This is a genomic window from Lentzea sp. HUAS12 (assembly GCF_024125735.1).
GTDB classification, from domain to species: domain Bacteria; phylum Actinomycetota; class Actinomycetes; order Mycobacteriales; family Pseudonocardiaceae; genus Lentzea; species Lentzea albida.
On the sequence record NZ_CP099738.1, the window covers coordinates 6,135,027 to 6,152,801 of the forward strand.

At 70.8% G+C, this 17,775-nt stretch carries 20 protein-coding genes; 14 read left to right on the forward strand and 6 right to left on the reverse strand.

The window, feature by feature from the left end; all coding sequences use genetic code 11:
* Positions 1 to 79 precede the first annotated feature (79 nt).
* Together ND450_RS27885 and ND450_RS27890 are read left to right on the forward strand one after the other, a co-directional pair.
* The gene (locus tag ND450_RS27885; RefSeq protein ID WP_253321530.1) at positions 80 to 1,366 is read left to right on the forward strand and encodes a bifunctional transcriptional activator/DNA repair enzyme AdaA; all 1,287 of its coding nucleotides are present in this window, start codon (positions 80 to 82) and stop codon (positions 1,364 to 1,366) included.
* Complete coding sequence (locus tag ND450_RS27890) at positions 1,363 to 1,860, forward strand: methylated-DNA--[protein]-cysteine S-methyltransferase (RefSeq protein ID WP_253321531.1); 498 nt, start codon at positions 1,363 to 1,365, stop codon at positions 1,858 to 1,860. The genes ND450_RS27885 and ND450_RS27890 overlap by 4 nt, the downstream gene beginning before the upstream one ends.
* Here ND450_RS27890 and ND450_RS27895 read toward each other — a convergent pair.
* From ND450_RS27895 to ND450_RS27905, 3 genes are read right to left on the reverse strand one after another with little or no spacing between them, the layout of a single operon-like run.
* Entirely contained in the window at positions 1,857 to 2,438 is a 582-nt protein-coding gene (locus ND450_RS27895) for a hypothetical protein (RefSeq protein WP_253321532.1), read from the reverse strand. The genes ND450_RS27890 and ND450_RS27895 overlap by 4 nt on opposite strands.
* A gap of 20 nt (positions 2,439 to 2,458) precedes the next feature.
* Positions 2,459 to 5,335: an AAA family ATPase gene (locus ND450_RS27900; protein WP_253321533.1), complete on the reverse strand. Its 2,877-nt coding sequence runs from the start codon at positions 5,333 to 5,335 to the stop codon at positions 2,459 to 2,461.
* On the reverse strand, positions 5,332 to 6,471 hold the full coding sequence (locus ND450_RS27905; protein WP_253321534.1) for an exonuclease SbcCD subunit D: 1,140 nt from the start codon (positions 6,469 to 6,471) through the stop codon (positions 5,332 to 5,334). Before ND450_RS27905 ends, ND450_RS27900 begins: the two co-directional genes overlap by 4 nt.
* 99 nt (positions 6,472 to 6,570) lie before the next feature.
* Here ND450_RS27905 and ND450_RS27910 point away from each other — a divergent pair, with 99 nt between their 5' ends.
* Complete coding sequence (locus tag ND450_RS27910; RefSeq protein ID WP_089909587.1) at positions 6,571 to 7,482, forward strand: DNA recombination protein RmuC; 912 nt, start codon at positions 6,571 to 6,573, stop codon at positions 7,480 to 7,482.
* 89 nt (positions 7,483 to 7,571) lie between these two features.
* Positions 7,572 to 8,294, forward strand: a complete 723-nt coding sequence (locus tag ND450_RS27915; protein WP_253321535.1) for a DUF6542 domain-containing protein — start codon at positions 7,572 to 7,574, stop codon at positions 8,292 to 8,294.
* 64 nt (positions 8,295 to 8,358) lie between these two features.
* Here ND450_RS27915 and ND450_RS27920 read toward each other — a convergent pair whose 3' ends face one another.
* A complete protein-coding gene (locus tag ND450_RS27920; protein WP_253321536.1) occupies positions 8,359 to 9,303 on the reverse strand; it encodes a 4-hydroxy-3-methylbut-2-enyl diphosphate reductase in 945 nt (314 codons plus the stop codon).
* A 63-nt stretch (positions 9,304 to 9,366) separates the two neighbouring features.
* Between ND450_RS27920 and ND450_RS27925 the strand changes: the two genes are divergently transcribed.
* The 9 genes from ND450_RS27925 (at position 9,367) to ND450_RS27965 (ending at position 15,205) form a co-directional block, all read left to right on the forward strand.
* Positions 9,367 to 9,861, forward strand: coding sequence for a lipid droplet-associated protein (locus ND450_RS27925; protein ID WP_253321537.1), 495 nt, complete (start codon positions 9,367 to 9,369; stop codon positions 9,859 to 9,861).
* The gene (gene xseA, locus ND450_RS27930) at positions 9,858 to 11,096 is read left to right on the forward strand and encodes an exodeoxyribonuclease VII large subunit (RefSeq protein WP_253321538.1); all 1,239 of its coding nucleotides are present in this window, start codon (positions 9,858 to 9,860) and stop codon (positions 11,094 to 11,096) included. The genes ND450_RS27925 and xseA overlap by 4 nt, the downstream gene beginning before the upstream one ends.
* The gene (locus ND450_RS27935; protein ID WP_253321539.1) at positions 11,086 to 11,430 is read left to right on the forward strand and encodes a sugar ABC transporter substrate-binding protein; all 345 of its coding nucleotides are present in this window, start codon (positions 11,086 to 11,088) and stop codon (positions 11,428 to 11,430) included. Before xseA ends, ND450_RS27935 begins: the two co-directional genes overlap by 11 nt.
* Positions 11,427 to 11,642 (forward strand): exodeoxyribonuclease VII small subunit, encoded by a 216-nt coding sequence (locus ND450_RS27940; protein ID WP_090099824.1) that lies wholly within the window; start codon positions 11,427 to 11,429, stop codon positions 11,640 to 11,642. The genes ND450_RS27935 and ND450_RS27940 overlap by 4 nt, the downstream gene beginning before the upstream one ends.
* 67 nt (positions 11,643 to 11,709) lie before the next feature.
* The gene (gene glpX / locus ND450_RS27945) at positions 11,710 to 12,750 is read left to right on the forward strand and encodes a class II fructose-bisphosphatase (RefSeq protein ID WP_089909565.1); all 1,041 of its coding nucleotides are present in this window, start codon (positions 11,710 to 11,712) and stop codon (positions 12,748 to 12,750) included.
* A 132-nt stretch (positions 12,751 to 12,882) separates the two neighbouring features.
* Complete coding sequence (locus tag ND450_RS27950; RefSeq protein WP_253321540.1) at positions 12,883 to 13,653, forward strand: trypsin-like serine protease; 771 nt, start codon at positions 12,883 to 12,885, stop codon at positions 13,651 to 13,653.
* Positions 13,654 to 13,805: 152 nt separating this feature from the next.
* On the forward strand, positions 13,806 to 14,321 hold the full coding sequence (locus ND450_RS27955; protein WP_253321541.1) for a L,D-transpeptidase: 516 nt from the start codon (positions 13,806 to 13,808) through the stop codon (positions 14,319 to 14,321).
* A 9-nt stretch (positions 14,322 to 14,330) separates the two neighbouring features.
* Positions 14,331 to 14,738: a L,D-transpeptidase gene (locus ND450_RS27960; RefSeq protein WP_253321542.1), complete on the forward strand. Its 408-nt coding sequence runs from the start codon at positions 14,331 to 14,333 to the stop codon at positions 14,736 to 14,738.
* Positions 14,739 to 14,794: 56 nt separating this feature from the next.
* Positions 14,795 to 15,205, forward strand: coding sequence for a L,D-transpeptidase (locus ND450_RS27965; RefSeq protein WP_253321543.1), 411 nt, complete (start codon positions 14,795 to 14,797; stop codon positions 15,203 to 15,205).
* A 31-nt stretch (positions 15,206 to 15,236) separates the two neighbouring features.
* On the opposite strand, the gene ND450_RS27970 is transcribed toward ND450_RS27965, so the two are convergent.
* Positions 15,237 to 16,199, reverse strand: coding sequence for a Glu/Leu/Phe/Val dehydrogenase dimerization domain-containing protein (locus ND450_RS27970; RefSeq protein WP_253321544.1), 963 nt, complete (start codon positions 16,197 to 16,199; stop codon positions 15,237 to 15,239).
* 110 nt (positions 16,200 to 16,309) lie between these two features.
* Here ND450_RS27970 and ND450_RS27975 point away from each other — a divergent pair, with 110 nt between their 5' ends.
* Positions 16,310 to 16,765 carry an Lrp/AsnC family transcriptional regulator gene (locus ND450_RS27975; protein WP_253321545.1) on the forward strand — a complete coding sequence of 152 codons (456 nt, stop codon included), beginning with the start codon at positions 16,310 to 16,312 and terminating at the stop codon, positions 16,763 to 16,765.
* Position 16,766: 1 nt separating this feature from the next.
* Here ND450_RS27975 and ND450_RS27980 read toward each other — a convergent pair whose 3' ends face one another.
* Positions 16,767 to 17,735 (reverse strand): NAD(P)/FAD-dependent oxidoreductase, encoded by a 969-nt coding sequence (locus tag ND450_RS27980; RefSeq protein WP_253321546.1) that lies wholly within the window; start codon positions 17,733 to 17,735, stop codon positions 16,767 to 16,769.
* Between the last annotated feature and the right edge of the window lie 40 nt (positions 17,736 to 17,775).

Sequence of the window (17,775 nt, forward strand, 5' to 3'; positions counted from 1 at the left end):
GGAAGCGAGTCTACGGCAGGCGACGGTCGTGTCCGATTCCCGCGAGCCATTGACCGTTCCCGCTGGCAGGATCGCCTGCATGGTCATCGACGAAGAACACGCGTACCGGGTGTGCTCCGCACGTGACGCCCGTTTCGACGGGTGCTTCATCCACGCGGTCCGCACGACGGGCATCTACTGCCGGCCCTCGTGCCCCGCGGTGACCCCGAAGCGCCGCAACAGCCGGTTCTTCCTGACGGCCGCGGCGGCCCAGTCGGCGGGGTTCCGCGCCTGCCGCCGCTGCCTGCCGGACGCGACCCCCGGCTCCCCCGAGTGGAACCTCCGCGCGGACCTGGCGGGCCGGGCGATGCGCCTGATCAGCGACGGAGTCGTGGAACGGGACGGCGTGAGCGGTCTCGCGTCGAAGCTCGGCTACTCGGAACGCCACCTCACCCGCGTGCTGACCGCCGAACTGGGCGCCGGCCCGCTGGCACTGGCCCGCGCGCACCGGGCGCACGCCGCCCGCCTGCTGATCGAGACGACCGAACTGCCGTTCGCCGACATCGCGTTCGCCGCGGGCTTCGCGTCGGTGCGGCAGTTCAACGACACGATCCGCATGGTGTTCGCCTCGACGCCGTCCGACATGCGCGGCCGCGGCAAGGCACCGGTCGGCACGCCGGGGCGGATCGTCCTGCGCCTGCCGTACCGCGCGCCGTTCGACGCGGAGGGCCTGCTCACGTACTTCCGGGCGCACGCGCTGCCCGGCGTCGAGGAGGTCACCGACGACTCCTACGCGCGCACCATGTCGTTGCCGCACGGCGAGGCGACGGTCCGCCTGACGTTCCCGGCGGACCACGTCCTGTGCTCGCTGCGCCTCGCCGACGTGCGTGACCTGGGCGCGGCCGTGTCCCGTGTGAGACGGCTGCTGGACCTCGACGCCGACCCGGTGGCCGTGGACACGTTCCTCGGCGCCGACCCGGTGATGGGCCCGCTGGTCCGCGCGGTGCCCGGGGTCCGGGTGGCGGGCAGCGTCGACGGCGCCGAGACGCTGCTGCGGCTGGTGGCGCCGTTCGAGGGCGTGCCGCTGCGGGTCCCGGACGGTGCGCTGACCCACCTCTACTCGGCCGGGGACCACCCTGTCACCGAGGCGCTCGCGAGCGGGAGACTCGTCGTCGACGTGGGCCGCTCGATCGAGGACCTGACCGAAGAGCTCGCACACCTCGTGGGCGCGGAAGTGGCCGACGAGGTGGCCATGCGGGTGCTGGGCGCACCGGACGTGCTCGTACTCCCCGAGACCGCACGACACCTGGCTTCCCACGGCCCCGAGTGGCGGCCGTGGCGCTCCTACGCCGGAGCACACCTGACTAGGAAGGCAGCAACATCATGAGCGTCGCGCACACGTCCACTGTGGACACCCCGGCGGGCCCGTTCACGTCGGTCGTCGCGCCGGACGGGGCGGTGCTGGCGAGCGGCTGGACCGCCGACCTGGCCCTGCTGACGCCCCAGATTCACGCCACCCTCATGCCGTCGGAGATCACGCCCCGGCCGGACCTGGGCGACGTCACCAAGGCCGCGATCGCCTACCACGAGGGCGACCTGACGGCGATCGACACGATCCCGGTCCGCCAGAGGTCGGGCCCGTTCCTGCAGCACGCGTGGGACGTCCTGCGCACGGTCCGCGCCGGCGAACCGGTCACCTACACCGAGTACGCGGAGCTCTCCGGCCGCCCGGCGGCGATCAGGGCGGCGGCCTCGGCCTGCGCGCGCAACTCGGTGGCGCTGTTCGTCCCGTGCCACCGCGTGATCCGGCTCGGCGGCGACCTGGGCGGCTTCCGCTGGGGCCTCGACGTCAAGCGCTGGCTGCTCGCCCACGAGGGCTAGCCGACGAGCCGGATCTCCGGTGGCTCGGTCATGGTGACGAGGTCCGTGCCGCACTTGCGGCACGGCCTGGCGACCGGCCAGACCGCGTTGGTCTGCAGGGACTGCTCCCCGTTGAACCACTGGTCCTCGCCGGCGTCGCGGCAGGCGTGGCAGCCGACGCGGTAGAACAGCCGGACCCACGGGCCGGTGCCCAGCTCACCGCCCCGGGCCTGCGGGCGCTCCACGTCGGCGAACGGCGACCACCAGAACGACAACCGGCAGCGCAGCGTGTTGTCGTCGCGGCTTCCGACGGCGTCGAAGCCGGTGATGCGGATCGGGGCGGGGTGGCTTCCCGGGGGCACCGCGGGATCGCCCCCGGCCACCGCGCCGTCCCCCGCCTCGTCCGGCCCAGCCTGCCACTCCAGCGGCCTCTGCGCCGACTGGCACACGCCGTGCGCGGCCCCGTGGTGCACGGTGACGGTCCGGCCGGTCCGGCGGCACACGAAGCAGTCGTGCGAGTACTCGATCCTGTTCGCCCACCAGAAGTGGGCGGCCTCGGTGAGCTCGACGCGCGCGGTGATCTCCACGTGGGACAGCACGCGCCGAGGGTAGACGCCGATCAGCCCAGTGACATCTCCAGCGTCGACCCGGTCCGGGCCTTGCGCACCCGCAGCCGGGTGGGGATGCGCTGCCGCAGCTCCTCCACGTGCGACACCAGCCCGACCACGCGGCCACCGGCCCGCAACTCGTCCAGCGTGTTCATGACGATGTCCAGCGTGTCCGAGTCGAGCGTGCCGAACCCCTCGTCGACGAACAGGGTGTCGAGCAGCGCCCCACCGGTCTCGTTCGCCACCACGTCCGCGAGCCCCAGCGCGAGCGACAGCGACGCCAGGAACGACTCGCCGCCCGACAGCGTCTTGGCGGGGCGGGAGCGGCCGGAGTAGTCGTCCAGCACGTCGAGGCTCAGGCCGCCGCGCGTGCCGCGGGCACCGGCCGAGTCGGAGTGCACGAAGCTGTACCGGCCCTGGCTCATCCGGTGCAGCCGGGCCGACGCCGCCACGGCGACCTCCTCCAGCCGGGCCGCCAGCACGTACGAGCGCAGCGTCATCTTCTTCGAGTTCTGGCCGCGGCCGTTGATCACGTCGGTCAGCGCGTCCAGCTCGGCGTAGGTGGCCTCCAGCGGCTCCAGGGACTTCCGCTCGGCCCGCAGGCGCGATGCCAGCTCGCTCACGCGCTCCAGAGCCGCTCGGGCGCGCGCCAGGCCCGTCGCGGCGGAGGAGGCGGCCGCACGGGCGGTGGAGGCCTGCGCCGTCACCTCGTTCAGGTCGACCTCGTCCTCGGGGTCGATCCCGGCCAGCTCCTCCAGCGTCGCGAGGGCCGAGGCGCGGGCTCGTTCCCACTTCGCGATGCGGTCGTCCAGCGCCTCCAGCTTGATCGCCGGGCGGTGCGCGGCCAGGGCGGCGTCCACGTCCGGGAAGCCCGCTTCGGCGGCCAGCGCGGCGACCGAGGCCTGCTGCTCCCGCACGCGGGCCAGCGCGCTGTCGCGGGCGTTGCGGCGTTCGTCCAGCTCCACCAGGGCCTTCGCGAGGCGCAGGAGGTGGTCGCGGCGGGTCAGGACGTCCTCGTGCTCGCCGCGGGCCTTGTCGAGGCGGGCGCCGCGCTCCTCGACGACCGTCACGAGCGACTTGTGTTCGGTGTGCAGGCCGACCAGGTCCTGTTCGACGCGGGCCTTCTCGGCTCCCAGGTCACGGGTCTTGGCTTCGAGGCCGACGAACTCGGTCTGCCGCTGCGACCGGGTGCGGGCGAGCTCCGCCGCGGCGCGGTACTCGGACAGCGCGACGGCCGGTTCTTCGGACCCCAGCGCCTCCCAGCAGGCCTGGATGCGCAGCTCGGCGGCGTGGGCGGCCCGTTCGGCCTCGTTGCGGCGGTCCAGGGCGGCCTGCTCGTCGCGGGCGGCCTCCTCCTCGTCCGTCGCGTCGACGCCGCCCAGCATCGGCTGGGCGGGCGCGGGGTGGCTCGGGGAACCGCAGACGGCGCAGGGCTTGCCGCGTTTCAACGCCGCGGCCAGCTCGATCGCCATGTTCTCCAGGCGCTGGTGGCGGACCTGCTGCAGGACGTCCTTGGCCTTCTGGTGCACGTCGATCGCCTGGTGCAGCTCGTTCTTGGTGCGCTCCAGCGCCTTCGCCGCCCCCGGCAACGCCTCGGCCGCGTCGGCGCGGGCCTTGAGCGACTCCAGGCGGGCGGACGCCTCGACGGCGGCGTCGAGCTGGGCGCGGCACCGGGCCAGCCGCTCCGGCAGGACGTCCAGCTCGGCGTTCAGCGCGAGCAACCGGCGTTCGACCTGGTGCGAGGAGTTCTTCAGCTCCGACAGACGGCGCACGTCGGCCTGCTGGCGTTCGGCCTCGGCCGCCAGCTCGCCCAGACCGCCCGCCTCCTCGCGGTGGCGTTCGGCGTCCTCGCGCAACGACGAACCCTCGTACCCCAAGCGCGCCAACGCTTCCGCGGCCCGCGTCTCGTCGCGCACCGCGAACTCGTAGGACTGCTGGAGCTTCGCGATCTCGGCGTGGGCCGGCACGACGGGGATCGCGCGGCGGGCCGCGTCGCGTTCGGCGAACCACGACGCCGAGTCGGCCGCCTCGACGCGGGCCAGCAGCTCGCGGGCCTCGCGCACGCGGCGCAGCTGGTCGGCCTGCACGCGGGCCTGGTCCAGCAGGACCTGCGCGCCGTCGGCCACCCCCGCCGTCTCCTCCGACAGCGCCTCGGCCTCCCCCACGGCCAGGGACAGCCGCTCCAGCACCGACTCCAGCCAGCCCGGCTCGTCCGAGGGTTCCTCGCCGGCCGCCTCCGCCACGCGCTGCACGAGACGGGAGGCGCCCTGGCGGCGTTCCTCCAGCACGCGCCAGGCGGCCACGCGCCTGTCGCGGAACCACTTCTCGACGTCGAGGAACCGCTCGGTGCCGAAGAGCTTCTCCAGCAACACCTCGCGCTCGGCCGTGTCCGAGCGCAGGAACTTCGCGAACTCCCCCTGCGGCAGCAGCACGACCTGGAAGAACTGCTCGTACGACATGCCCAGCATGTCCTCGACCGCGCGCGCCACGTCGTCGATGCGCGTGATGCCCTCGCCGTCCCAGCCCTCGAGCCAGGTCAGCGAGCACTTCGCGGGCTGGGTGGTGAAGCCGCCGCCGCGCTTCTTCGGGCGGTCGAACTCCGGCGAGCGCACGATCCGGAACCGCCGCGACTGCACGGTCAGCTCCAGCGACACCTCCGTCGGCACCTCGGGATCGGCGTACTCGCACCGCAGCTTCTTCACGTCGCCGCGCGCGCCCGGCACCCGGCCGAACAGCGCGAACGCCACCGCGTCGAGCAGCGTCGTCTTGCCCGCGCCCGTGTCGCCGTGCAGCAGGAACAACCCGTCCGCGCCCAGCTCGTCGAAGTCGACGGCCTCGGGCGACGGGTAGGGCCCGAACGCCGTGAGCTCCAGGCGGTGCAGTCTCATTGCTCCTGCTCCCTCGCCACCGACGCGAAAGCCTCACGCAACAACGCCATCTCCGCGACCGTCGGTTCGGAGCCGCGCGCGTCGGACACGAAGCAGCAGGCCACTTCCTCGTCCGTGCGGCCGCGCACCCGTTCCGCGTACGTCATGTCGTGCTGCGGGCCCTGCTCCGGCCGCCACTCGACGTGCACCGCGTGCTCGAACCGCTTCTGCAGCTGCCGCAACGCGTCCATCGGCCGCACCTGGTCCGTCAGCACGACCGACAGGAAGTGGTCTTCCAGCGGTGTGTGCGCCGGGTCCTCCAGCACGTCGGCCAGCATCCCGGAGACCACCGCCAACTGCCGCGGCACGGGCAGATCCCGCCGCTCCACGCCGACGAGCCCGCCGGAGTCCAGCTCGACCAGCCACACCGACTTGCGGTGCCGTGCCTCGGAGAACGAGTACGCCAGCGGACTCCCCGAGTACCTCAGGTTCTCCGCCAGCGTCTGCGGGCCGTGCAGGTGCCCCAGGGCCACGTAGTCGACGCCCGCGAACACCTGCATCGACACGTCCTGCACACCGCCGACCGCGATGGTGCGCTCGGACTCCGACGGCGCCCCGCCCGTCACGAAGGCGTGCGCCAGCACCACGGACCGCGCCTCGCGCGATGCCAGGTCGGCGCGAATCCGCCGCATCGCCTCACCGAGCACGGGCGCGTGCCCCTTGTCCGCCACGCCCAGCGCGTGCCGCGCCGGTTCGGGCTCCAGGAACGGGATCCCGTACACGGCGACCGGCCCGTGCTCGTCCTCCAGCTCGACCGGCTTGTCCAGCAACGAGATCTGCGTGCGCAGGTACAGCCCGCCCGCCGCCGCGAACTCGCCGAACACGCCGATGCGGGCCGCCGAGTCGTGGTTGCCGGGCGTGATCACGATCCGCGCCCCGGCCGCCCTGATCCGCATCAGCACCCGCGCGCACAACGCCACCGCGTCGGCCGAGGGCACCGCCCGGTCGTACAGGTCGCCGGAGATGACCACGACGTCGACCTTCTCGGTGGACACCAGGTCAGCGAGGCCGCTCAGCACCGACTCCTGCTCCACGAGCAGGTCGCGGCCGTGGAAGGTGCGCCCCACGTGCCAGTCGGAGGTGTGCAGGATCCGCATGGCCCCAACCGTAGAGACGGGGTCCGACAAATCTCCGGGAGGGTTCCCGGCGTGTCACCCGATCGAGTTCAACATCTCTGGAGGAGCATCATCGGTGCCGTGACCGCAGTGATCATCACCGCCCTGATCGTCCTGGCGCTCGTCAGCGCCGGGGCGCTGCTGTTCGTCTGGCGCCTGTACCAGGACAGCGTCCGGCGCACCGACGAGGCGCTAGCCGCCATCAACGTCGAACGCGCGCGCTACGACACGCAGCAGCAAGCTTTGCAACGCTACGAAGTGGCGTTCTCCAGCGTCTCAGGTCGTGGTGAACTCGGCGAACAGGTGCTCGTCGAAACGGCGCGCGCCCTCGGCCTGAGGGAAAACCTCCACTACACGCTCCAGACGGACGTGGCGGGCGGCGGCGCGGTCCGGCCGGACATGGTGCTGAACGTCGGCGGCGGCCGCGCGGTCCCGGTCGACTCGAAGATGTCCATGGCCACCTGGGCCGAGGCCGTCGAGACGGACGACCCGCAGGAACGCCAGGACGCGTTGCGCGTGCACGTCCGCAACATCCGTTCGCGTGCCGCCGAACTGGCCGGCAAGGGCTACCAGCGCTGGGCCGACGCCATCTACGGCACGATCATGTTCGTCCCCAACGACGGCGCGGTCGTCGCCGCCCTAGACACCGACCCCGAACTGCTGCGCTGGCTGCTCGACCGCCGCGTGTTCCTGTGCGGCCCGACGGGGTTCGCCGTGATCGCCTCCAGCGCCATGTTCGCGGTCACCGAACGCGCGCTGGCCGAGGACGTCGAGCAGGTCAGGCTGTCCGCGGGCCGCGCGAACCGGGCGGCCGACAGCGCCATCGAGGCGGTCAACCTCTCCACCACGCACCTGCAGCGCTTCCTGAGCGCGCGGCGCCGGGAGCTCGAGGCGCTGGAGGGTTTCCGGGCGAGCGTGGAGCCCCTGACGGACGCCTCCGCCACTCCTACACCCCTCCCGTTGGTCCGAAGGGCGGACGAACAGTCCGCATAGAACGCACTCAGCGTGCCCGCAGGTTGCTTCTGGGTGAGAAAGCTGCGGACTGACGAACACCGAATGGCCGAACGGCTACCGTGTGCCTCGTGAGTGAGTTGCGCGAGCGTTCAGCAGCCTTCGACGACGACCTCGAAGACTACGACGCGGTTCCGTGGAACTACCGGGCCATCTTCGGCGAGTTCAAGGGCATCCCGTGGTGGGCCGCGATCCTCGCTGCCCTGGTCCCGGCGTTCATCGGCGCGTTCATCGACATCAACTCCAGCAAGACCGTCGGCTGGACGTTCAACGTCGTGTTCTTCCTCGGCGCGCTGGCCGCGATCCTGCTGGTGCAGCGCCGCAGCCTGTTCGGGCCCATGGTGCAGCCGCCGCTGGTCCTCGCCGCCACGGTGCCGATCCTGGTGCTGCTCACCGGCGGCGTCCAGAAGGCGGGCCTGTCCGCCATGGCGCTGGGCCTGGGCAAGCCGCTCATCGACAGCTTCCCGGTCATGGCCGTCACCACCGCCGTCACGGTCGGCCTCGGCATCCTGCGGATCTTCCTGCAGAAGAACCCGAACCGGCCGTCCAAGGACGAGCTCCGCGAGGCCAAGGCGGAGGTCAAGGGGCGCTCCAAGCCCGTCCGCAGGCCCCGCGAGGAGCCGGTGGAGGAAGAGGAGCGCCCGCGCCGCCCCCGCCCGGAACGCGCTGAGGGGGCCCCTGCGCGTCGTCCGCGTCCCGAGGGCGCGCCCGCCCGCCGCCCGCGCCCGGACGGTGCCCGCGGCGAACGCCCGGCCGGCCAGCGCAGGCCCCGCCCGCCGCGCGACGACCGCTGACAAGCCCCGGAACGCCCGAAGGGCCGCCACCGATCCCGGTGGCGGCCCTTCGCACGTCTCGGCTCTAGCGCACGAGGTCCTTGCGGAGCTCACGCGGCAACGAGAACGCGATCTTCTCGTTGGCCGTGGTGATCTCCTCGACCTCGCCGTACCCCTGCGATTCCAGGTACTTCAGCAGCTCCATCACCAGCAGGTCCGGCACCGACGCACCGGACGTCACGCCGACGGTCTCGACGCCCTCGAGCCACGCCGGGTCGACCTCCTTGGCGTAGTCGATGAGGTACGAGGCCTTGGCGCCGTGCTGCAGCGCCACCTCGACCAGCCGCACGGAGTTGGAGGAGTTCTTCGAGCCCACCACGAGCACGAGGTCGCACGACGGCGCCATCGTCTTCACCGCGGTCTGGCGGTTCGAGGTGGCGTAGCAGATGTCGTCGGACGGCGGGTCCTGCAGCTCGGGGAAGCGGTCCTTGAGCTGGCGCACGCGCACCATGGTCTCGTCGACCGAGAGCGTCGTCTGCGACAGCCAGATGACCTTGGAGGGGTCGCGCACCTCGACGGTGGCGGCGTCCTCGGCGGTGTCGACGAGCTGGACGTGGTCCGGCGCCTCACCGGCGGTGCCCTCGACCTCCTCGTGGCCCTCGTGGCCGATCAGGAGGATGTCGTAGTCCTCCTTGGCGAACCGCACCGCTTCCTTGTGGACCTTCGTCACCAGCGGGCAGGTGGCGTCGATCGTGCGCAGCGAGCGCTGCTCGGCCTCCGCGTGGACGGCCGGCGACACGCCGTGCGCCGAGAACACCACGAGCGCGCCCTCGGGGACCTCGTCCGTCTCGTTGACGAAGATGGCACCGCGGTCGGACAGCGTCTCCACGACGTACTTGTTGTGGACGATCTCCTTGCGCACGTAGACAGGTGCGCCGTACTTCTCGAGGGCGAGCTCGACCGTCTCGACGGCACGATCAACGCCCGCGCAGTAACCACGCGGCTTCGCCAACAGGACTCGCTTGGGCATGCCCTCAGGGTACCCAGGCCCGGTCCTAGGCATTTCAGACGCGGTTGCGGCAGGCTTAGGTCCATGAAGCCACTGCCACTGGGTGTCCGCGTCGCCGCCGGCCTCGCCGTGACCGCCCTCGAACAGGCCCGCAGGCTGCCCCAGCAGCTCGCCGGACTCCCGTTGACGGTGGTCAGCGAGGCGATGCAGCTCTCGATGCGCGTGCAGCAGCATGTGACCGAACTCGCCATCAAGGGCGACGACGTCCTCTCCGGACTGCGCCCCGCCGAGGAAGAACCGGAGTGGGCGACCTTCGACGAGGACGAGACGCCCGTCACGACTTCTCAGGAAACTCCCGCCGACGACCCGTGGGAGGAGGAGGAACGCGCCATCGCCGAGGTGCCCGTGTTCCTGCCGTCCTACGACGAGCTGTCGATCGCCCAGCTCCGCGCGCGGCTGCGCAACCTCGACGTCGAGCAGCTCGAAGAGCTCCTGCGCTACGAGAAGGCGCACGAGTCGCGGCCTGAGTTCGTCGGGATGCTCAACCGCCGGATCGCGACGGTGAAAGCGCAGTCGTGACCGAGGGAAAATCCACGCCGGAGAACCCGTGGCCGGTGCGGACGGTCGCCCGCAAGCTGCTCGACTGGATCAACCGGCTCGGCGACGTCTGGGTCGAGGGCCAGGTCACGCAGCTCAACGCGCGCAGCTCGACGGCGTTCCTGACGCTGCGCGACCCGAGCGTCGACATGTCCATGTCGATCACCGCCAACGCGTCGATGGTCCGCGAGCTGCAGCTCACCGAGGGCAGCAGGGTGATCGCGCACGGGAAGATCAGCTTCTACCCGAACCGCGGCACGCTGAGCCTGAGGGCGGACGACATCCGCGCCGTCGGCATCGGCGAGTTGCTGGCGCGCATGGAACGGCTGCGCAAGCTGCTGCACGCCGAGGGCCTGTTCGACCCGCGCCGCAAGCGCCGCCCGCCGTTCCTGCCGAACAAGATCGGGCTCATCACCGGTCGCGCCTCGGCGGCCGAGCGGGACGTGCTCACGAACGCCCGGAACCGGTGGCCCGGCGCGCACTTCCGCGTCATCAACGTCGCCGTGCAGGGTCCGACCGCCGTCACGCAGGTGATGACCGCACTGTCCACTCTGGAACGCGACCCCGAGTGCGACGTGATCATCATCGCCCGCGGCGGCGGCAGCGTGGAGGACCTGCTGCCGTTCTCCGACGAGGCGCTGTGCCGCGCGGTCTCCCAGTGCCGCACGCCGGTCATGTCCGCGATCGGCCACGAACCGGACACCCCGCTGCTCGACCACGTCGCTGACGTGCGGTGTTCGACGCCCACCGACGCTGGCAAACGGGTGGTTCCCGATGTCGCCGAAGAGAGTGAACGCGTCCGCCAGATGCGCGACCGCGGCCGGCGCGCGCTGCACGGCTGGGTCGATCGGGAGCGCAGGCTGCTCGACGCGCTGAGGTCCCGACCAGTGCTTTCGGACCCGCACGGCCCGCTGGAGCGCAGGTCAGAGGAAGTGAAGCGGTTTCGCGACCAGGGCCGCCGGGCGGTCACGCAACGACTCGACCGCGAGGACGTCCACCTGTCGGGGACCAAGGCCCGCTTGACGACCCTCGGACCAGCCGCCACTCTGGCCCGCGGATACGCCGTTGTGCAACTCGTCACACCTGACGGTCCGGACGGCGTGCTGCGATCTGTGACGGACGCGCCGAGCGGAACACAACTGCGGGTACGCGTCGTTGACGGAGCAGTGCACGCCACTGTCACCACTGCGGAAGGGGGAGGTACCGATGATGCGTGATGCCGTGTTCCTGCCCCTGACCATGGAGGCGGCCGGCGAGTGCGCGACGGGGCTGCGATCGAAGGCGGAGGCGGCGAACCGCGCCGCGGCCGAGTGCTGGACGGCGATGGTGGGCGACTGCGACACCCCGAGCCGCCGCACGCTGATCCTGACGTTGCACGACCTGAGCGAGGCCACCGCCGGCACCGTGCAGTACCGGCGCGTCGCGGAGGCCGAGGCGCTCATCGACGAGGCGGTGCGAGAGGGTGACGGCGAGGAGTTCGCGGAGGCGCTGGTCGGTTACGACCTGGCCGTCGCGACCGTGCTGAGCCGTCTGAGGAGCCAATCCGCGTGAGTTCGGAAACACTCGGTTACGAAGCCGCCCGTGACGAGCTGGTCGAGGTGGTCCGCAAGCTGGAGGCCGGTGGCCTGTCGCTGGAGGACTCCCTCGCGCTGTGGGAACGCGGGGAGGCGCTCGCCAAGACGTGTGAGCAGCATCTCGCCGGTGCACGTGAGCGAATCGATGCAGCTCTCGCTGTCGTCGAGGAGGACGTTTCCGACGCGTGATCCCGTGCAAGGATTCAGTTGCCGATCACAAAATCCGGCACGCTGAGTAGTCGCATGGAGGCGCGCAATGGTGAACACCCCCGCGGAACGACGTCGCGAAGCCCCCGACCGGAACCTGGCATTGGAGCTCGTGCGCGTCACCGAGGCCGCGGCGATGGCCGCGGGCCGCTGGGTGGGCCGGGGCGACAAGAACGGCGGTGACGGCGCGGCCGTCGACGCGATGCGCAAGCTCATCCACACCGTCTCGATGAGAGGCGTCGTGGTGATCGGCGAGGGCGAGAAGGACGAGGCGCCCATGCTGTTCAACGGCGAAGAGGTCGGCAACGGCGAGGGCCCCGAGTGCGACGTCGCGGTCGACCCGATCGACGGCACCACGCTGATGTCGAAGGGCATGCCGAACGCGCTGGCGGTGCTGGCCGTGGCCGAGCGCGGGGCGATGTTCGACCCGTCCGCCGTGTTCTACATGGAGAAGCTCGCCGTGGGCCCGGAGGCGGCCGACGTCATCGACATCACCGCGCCGCTCGCCGAGAACATCCGGCGCGTCGCGAAGGCCAAGCACAGCGACGTCTCCGACGTGAACGTGTGCATCCTCGACCGGCCGCGGCACGAGGGCATCGTGCAGGAGGTCCGCCAGGCGGGCGCGCGCATCCACTTCATCTCCGACGGCGACGTGGCGGGTGCGATCGCGGCGGCGCGGCCGACGTCGGGCGTGGACATGCTCGTGGGCATCGGCGGCACGCCCGAGGGCATCATCGCGGCGGCGGCGCTGAAGTGCGTCGGTGGGGCCATCCAGGGCCGGTTGTGGCCCAAGGACGACGAGGAGCGCGAGAAGGCGATCGGCGCGGGCCACGACCTGTCGCGCGTGCTGACGACGAACGACCTCGTCAGCGGCGACAACGTCTTCTTCTGCGCGACGGGTGTGACCGATGGTGACCTTCTGCGCGGCGTGCACTACCGCGCGGGCGGCTGCACCACGCAGTCGATCGTCATGCGGTCCAAGTCCGGCACCGTGCGCATGATCGACGGCTTCCACAGCCTGCACAAGCTGCGCGAATACTCCTCGGTCGACTTCGACCTGCCTGAGGGCGCACAGCAGCCGCTGCCGTAAATGTCCCATTCACTGTGAACTGTGAACGCTCGGTGACCAGACGAGTGACCCTAGTGACGGTGTGACCTTCGTCCTTAGTTTTCGTCCTGACCCCGGCAACCCTGCGCCGGGTTCAGGAAAGGACACTCAACGATGAGGGCACGTTCGTTGTTCTCCGCAGTCGTCGTGGCCGCGGGCGCCCTGCTCGCCTCGGCCGTCGCGGCCACCGCGGCTCCGGCTCCGACCACCGACGGCGACGTCTCGCCGATGATCGTCGGCGGCGGCAACGCCACGCAGGTCTACTCCTGGATGGTCTCCCTGCAGAGCACCTCCGGCAGCCACTTCTGCGGCGGCACCCTGATCAAGGCCAACTGGGTCGTGACGGCGAAGCACTGCGTCCAGGGCTCGTCCGCGTCGTCGATCCGCACCCGGATCGGCACGACCAACCGCACCAGCGGCGGCACCACCACCGGGGCGTCCCGGATCATCACGCACCCGTCCGCCGACCTGGCGCTCGTGCAGCTCAACACGTCCGTCAGCCAGGCGCCCGCCCCCGTGGCGGCGTCGTCGGGCGCGGTCGGCACGGCCACGCGCATCATCGGCTGGGGCCAGACCTGCCCCGTCCGCGGTGCCTGTGGTGCTCCGGTCACCCTGCAGGAGCTCAACACGTCGATCGTCTCGGACAGCCGCTGCTCCGGCATCAGCGCCGCGTCGGAGATCTGCACCAACAACACCGACGGCAACAAGGGCGCCTGCTACGGCGACTCGGGTGGCCCCGAGGTGAAGTCCGTCAACGGCCGCTGGGAGCTCATCGGCGCGACCAGCCGCTCCGGCGGTGGCGCGAACTGCGCCCAGGCCCCGTCGATCTACGTGGACGTCCCGTACTTCCGCTCGTGGATCAGCCAGTACGCCGGCACCGTCTGAGGTTCTGACGTAGACCGGTAAGCGCGTTCCGAGGCCCGTCTCCCAACCGTTACGGGAGGCGGGCCTCCTCGTTGCAACCCCCGTGGTCCTCCCGCCGTCTACTTCGGCAAGGGATGGAACGAGCATGGGGGTGCGCGATGAGGATGCTGGTCGTGGCTGTCGCGTTGATGTCCGTGGCGGGGTGTGCGCAGGGGGCCGTGCAGGCGGAAACCCCCACGGCGCCACCACCTTCGTCGTCCACGGTCAGTTCGACAGCTCCCCCGCCCTCGTCCTCCGAGACGCCTCCCCCGCCGCCTCCTCCCCCGCCCGTCGTGAAGCCGACGCCGTGCAGCATCAGTGACGGCGCGTGCATCCAGCTGTCGACGAACCAGTCGTGGGTCGTGCGGGGCGACAAGATCGTCCACGGGCCGTCGAAGATCACGCACGGGCGTCGCGGCTTCGAGACGCCGCTCGGCGACTTCCCGGTGCTGCGCAAGGTGAAGAACGAGTGGAGCCGGCCGTACAACGCGCCGATGCCGTGGTCGACGTACTTCACCGAGAGCGGCATCGCGTTCCACGAGGGTTCGCTGACCGACCCGTCGCACGGCTGCATCCACCTCGACCCGCAGGCCGCCCGGTACTACTTCGAGAACCTCTCGATTGGCGAGACCGTGCAGGTGGTCTCATGATCATCGACCATGAGACTCCTGGCCGTCACGGCCTTGCTGCTGCTTGGCTTCGCGGCACCCGCGCACGCCTCCGGCTGCACCGTCCACAACGGAGCGTGCGTGCAGAAGCACACGAACCTGGCCTGGCTCGTCACCAACGGCGTGACGAGCTACGGACCGGTGCGGATCAGCCACGGCAAGCCCGGCTTCGGCACACCGGTGGGCACCTTCCCCGTGCTCCGCAAGGTGAAGAACGACTGGAGCGTCCCCTACAACGGCCCGATGCCCAACGCCGTCTACTTCACCGCCGACGGCATCGCGTTCCACCAGGGCGACCTGAACTCCCAGTCGCACGGCTGCGTGCGCCTCTCGTGGAACGACTCCGAGGTCTTCTACAACAACCTCTTCCCCGGCGAGCGCGTCCAGGTACTTCCATAAAAACATGATTGAGATCACCCCATAGTGGCAACTCCACTACTGAGGGGTGATGTGAGATGCGAGTTCTGATCGCGACGGTGCTCCTGATCCTCGGTTTCGCTGTTCCCGCGCAGGCTCAGGCGGGATGCACCGTCCACAACGGAGCGTGCCTGGAAAAGCACACCAACAAGGCGTGGCTGGTGTTCAACGGCCAGATGAGCTACGGGCCGGTGACCATCAGCCACGGCAAACCGGGGTACGAGACCCCGGTGGGCACGTTCTCGGTGCTGCGCAAGGTGAAGAACGACTGGAGCGTCCCCTACAACGGCCCGATGCCGAACGCGGTGTACTTCACCACGACCGGCATCGCGTTCCACCAGGGTGACACGGCGGTCCAGTCGCACGGCTGCATCCGGATGCCCATGGATGCGTCGCTCGTGTTCTACGACAACCTGATGGTCGGCGAGCAGGTCCAGGTCCTGCCCTGACCGGTCACCGGACGACCTGCCCGCCGGGGTCTCACATCCCGATGGGCAGGTCGTGCCGACTCGTCCGGAGCAGCTCCTCCACCGTCGCCTCGATGCGGTCGACCTTCTTCAGCGCCGTCTCGTGGTCGGCCCCGTCGTCCTCCCTGGCGAGCGTGTAGATCACCCCGCCGGCGCTCGCGACGTGGTCGGGCACCCAGACGATGCCGCGCTCCTCCAGCAACGCGGCGACGCCGTCGTCGGTGAGCTGGTTGTTGGCGGGCCCGACGACCAGCCGCACGTCGAGGTCCCGCACGGTCTCCGGGCTGAGCACCCCGCCCACGGCCGCGGGGACCAGCACGTCGGCCTTGGTCCGGTAAGCCTGATCCGGTTCCACCCAGCCGAACTCGTCCGTCCGCCTGCCTCCGTCCACATCGGACACGACGATGTCCGCGCCGTGGAGTCCTCTCGCGATCAGCTCACCGACCGAGCCGAACCCGCTGATCACGACCCTCCTGCCGGTCAGGTCGCTGGTGCCGAAGGTGTGCCGCGCCGCCGCCCTCAACGCCGCCAGCACACCCCGTGCCGTGGGCCCGCTCGACGAACCCGTGCCGCCGTGCTCCTCGGGCAGGCAGTAGGCGTGCGGCGTGAGTTCCCTCAGCACCAGCATGTCGTCCGGTCCCGTGCCGACGTCGGGGCCCGCCCGGTAGGCGCCGCCGAACTCGTTGATCAGGTCGGCGTGGTCGAGCAGCACGGCGCGCCTGACCTCCGGGGTGAGCTCGCGGTCGGCCACGATCACGCTCTTGGCTCCCCCGTGCGGAATCCCGGCCGCCTCGCACTTCAGCGTCATGGCCTTCGACAACCGCAGCACGTCCTCGACGGCGTCGGTGATCCGCGCGTAGGGCTTCATCCGGCACCCGCCGACCGCCGGGCCCGCCGCGGTCGAGTGCAGGGCGACCATGGTGGTCATCCCGGACCGCTTCCCCGTGCGGACGACGAGCCGTTCGTGCTCCCACATGTACGTTCCCTCCCGAACTTCGACCAACTCTCGACGTCGAAGCTAGGGTGATCGTCACCGGTGTGGGCGCTGCGCCGAACTTCGTTCGGTGCGACGAGGTGGGAAGCGACATGGACGAACTTGATTCGGCGATCGTGCGGGAACTGCAGCGCGATGCCCGGCAGTCGAACCGCGACATCGCGCGCAAGGTGGGCATCGCCCCGTCGACGTGCCTCGAACGCACCAGGCTGCTGCGCGAACGGGGCGTGATCCGGGGGTACCACGCCGACATCGCCCCGGCGGCGCTGAACCGGGGCGTGCAGGCGCTGGTCTCGGTACAGGTCCGCCCGCTCAGCCGGGCCGTGATCGACGCCTTCAAGGCGTTCACCCACGGCCTGCCCGAGGTGACGGCGGTGTTCGTGATGGCGGGCAGCGACGACTTCGTGATCCACGTGGGCGCGCAGGACAACGAGCACCTGCACGCGTTCCTGGTCGACCGGCTCAGTCAGCGCAAGGAGATCGTCGGCTTCCGCACGTCGATCATCTTCCAGCACCTGGCGAAGCACGACCCGGCTCCACTGGCCTGAGTCAGGTGCCGTCGCTCGAGTGGCCGGGGAACAGGTGCGCCGACGGGTTGAGCGCCACCGCGATGTTGTTGACGGCGGTCGCCGCCTCCCCGAACCCGGTCGCGATGAGCTTGACCTTGCCGAGGTACTGCGCGACGTCGCCCGCCGCGTAGATCCGGTCGAGCTTCGTCTTCATCGTGGTGTCGACGAGGACCGCGCGGTGGTCGAGCTCCAGCCCCCACGACTCGATCGGCCCGAGGTCGGCGGTGAACCCGAGCGCGGCGACGACGGTGTGCGCGGGCAAAGTCCGCGCGTCCCCGCCCTTGACCTTGACGTCCACTTCGGACAGCGGCTCGCCGCGCAACGCGAGCACCTCGGCGTCGGTGATGATCTCGACGCCGAGCTCCCGCACCTGCCGCACGGTGGCCGCGTGCGCGCGGAAGTTGGCCCTGCGGTGCACGATCTTGACGCTCGCGGCGATCGGGTGCAGCGCGAGCGCCCAGTCGAACGCCGAGTCGCCCCCGCCGACGATCACGACGTGCTGCCCGGCGTGTTCGGCCAGCACCGGCACGAAGTGCACCATGCCGCGTCCCAGCCACCCGTCGCCCGCGGGCAGCGGACGCGGGTTGAACTCGCCCATGCCGGCCGTGATCAGCACGGCCCTGGCGTTGATCACCGACCCGTCCGCCAGCCCGACCCGCAGACCGTCCTCAATGGACTCGCAAGTGCGCGCCTGGCGGCCGAGCAGGTAGGCGGGCTTGAACTGCGCAGCCTGCTCCACCAGTCCGTTGACGAGGTCACGCCCCCGCACGGCGGGGAAGCCGGCGACGTCGAAGATCATCTTCTCCGGGTACATCGCCGTGACCTGGCCGCCCGGTTCGGGCAGGGCGTCCACGACCGCGACGTTCATCTCCCGGAAGCCTGCGTAGTAAGCGGCGAACAACCCCGTGGGACCAGCGCCCACGATGAGGAGGTCGACGTCACGCTCCATGAGGGGGCCCTTCTGCCAGTGGTGGGTGGCAGTGCTGTGA

Bases quoted from the DNA above. Each gene is read 5' to 3' on its own strand.
- ND450_RS27885 (WP_253321530.1), top strand. From the start codon at position 80: ATGGTCATCGACGAAGAACACGCGTACCGGGTGTGCTCCGCACGTGAC.
- ND450_RS27890 (WP_253321531.1), top strand. From the start codon at position 1,363: ATGAGCGTCGCGCACACGTCCACTGTGGACACCCCGGCGGGCCCGTTC.
- ND450_RS27900 (WP_253321533.1), bottom strand. From the start codon at position 5,335: ATGAGACTGCACCGCCTGGAGCTCACGGCGTTCGGGCCCTACCCGTCG.
- ND450_RS27905 (WP_253321534.1), bottom strand. From the start codon at position 6,471: ATGCGGATCCTGCACACCTCCGACTGGCACGTGGGGCGCACCTTCCAC.
- ND450_RS27920 (WP_253321536.1), bottom strand. From the start codon at position 9,303: ATGCCCAAGCGAGTCCTGTTGGCGAAGCCGCGTGGTTACTGCGCGGGC.
- ND450_RS27925 (WP_253321537.1), top strand. From the start codon at position 9,367: ATGAAGCCACTGCCACTGGGTGTCCGCGTCGCCGCCGGCCTCGCCGTG.
- ND450_RS27935 (WP_253321539.1), top strand. From the start codon at position 11,086: ATGATGCGTGATGCCGTGTTCCTGCCCCTGACCATGGAGGCGGCCGGC.
- glpX (WP_089909565.1), top strand. From the start codon at position 11,710: ATGGTGAACACCCCCGCGGAACGACGTCGCGAAGCCCCCGACCGGAAC.
- ND450_RS27950 (WP_253321540.1), top strand. From the start codon at position 12,883: ATGAGGGCACGTTCGTTGTTCTCCGCAGTCGTCGTGGCCGCGGGCGCC.
- ND450_RS27960 (WP_253321542.1), top strand. From the start codon at position 14,331: ATGAGACTCCTGGCCGTCACGGCCTTGCTGCTGCTTGGCTTCGCGGCA.
- ND450_RS27965 (WP_253321543.1), top strand. From the start codon at position 14,795: ATGCGAGTTCTGATCGCGACGGTGCTCCTGATCCTCGGTTTCGCTGTT.
- ND450_RS27970 (WP_253321544.1), bottom strand. From the start codon at position 16,199: ATGTGGGAGCACGAACGGCTCGTCGTCCGCACGGGGAAGCGGTCCGGG.
- ND450_RS27975 (WP_253321545.1), top strand. From the start codon at position 16,310: ATGGACGAACTTGATTCGGCGATCGTGCGGGAACTGCAGCGCGATGCC.
- ND450_RS27980 (WP_253321546.1), bottom strand. From the start codon at position 17,735: ATGGAGCGTGACGTCGACCTCCTCATCGTGGGCGCTGGTCCCACGGGG.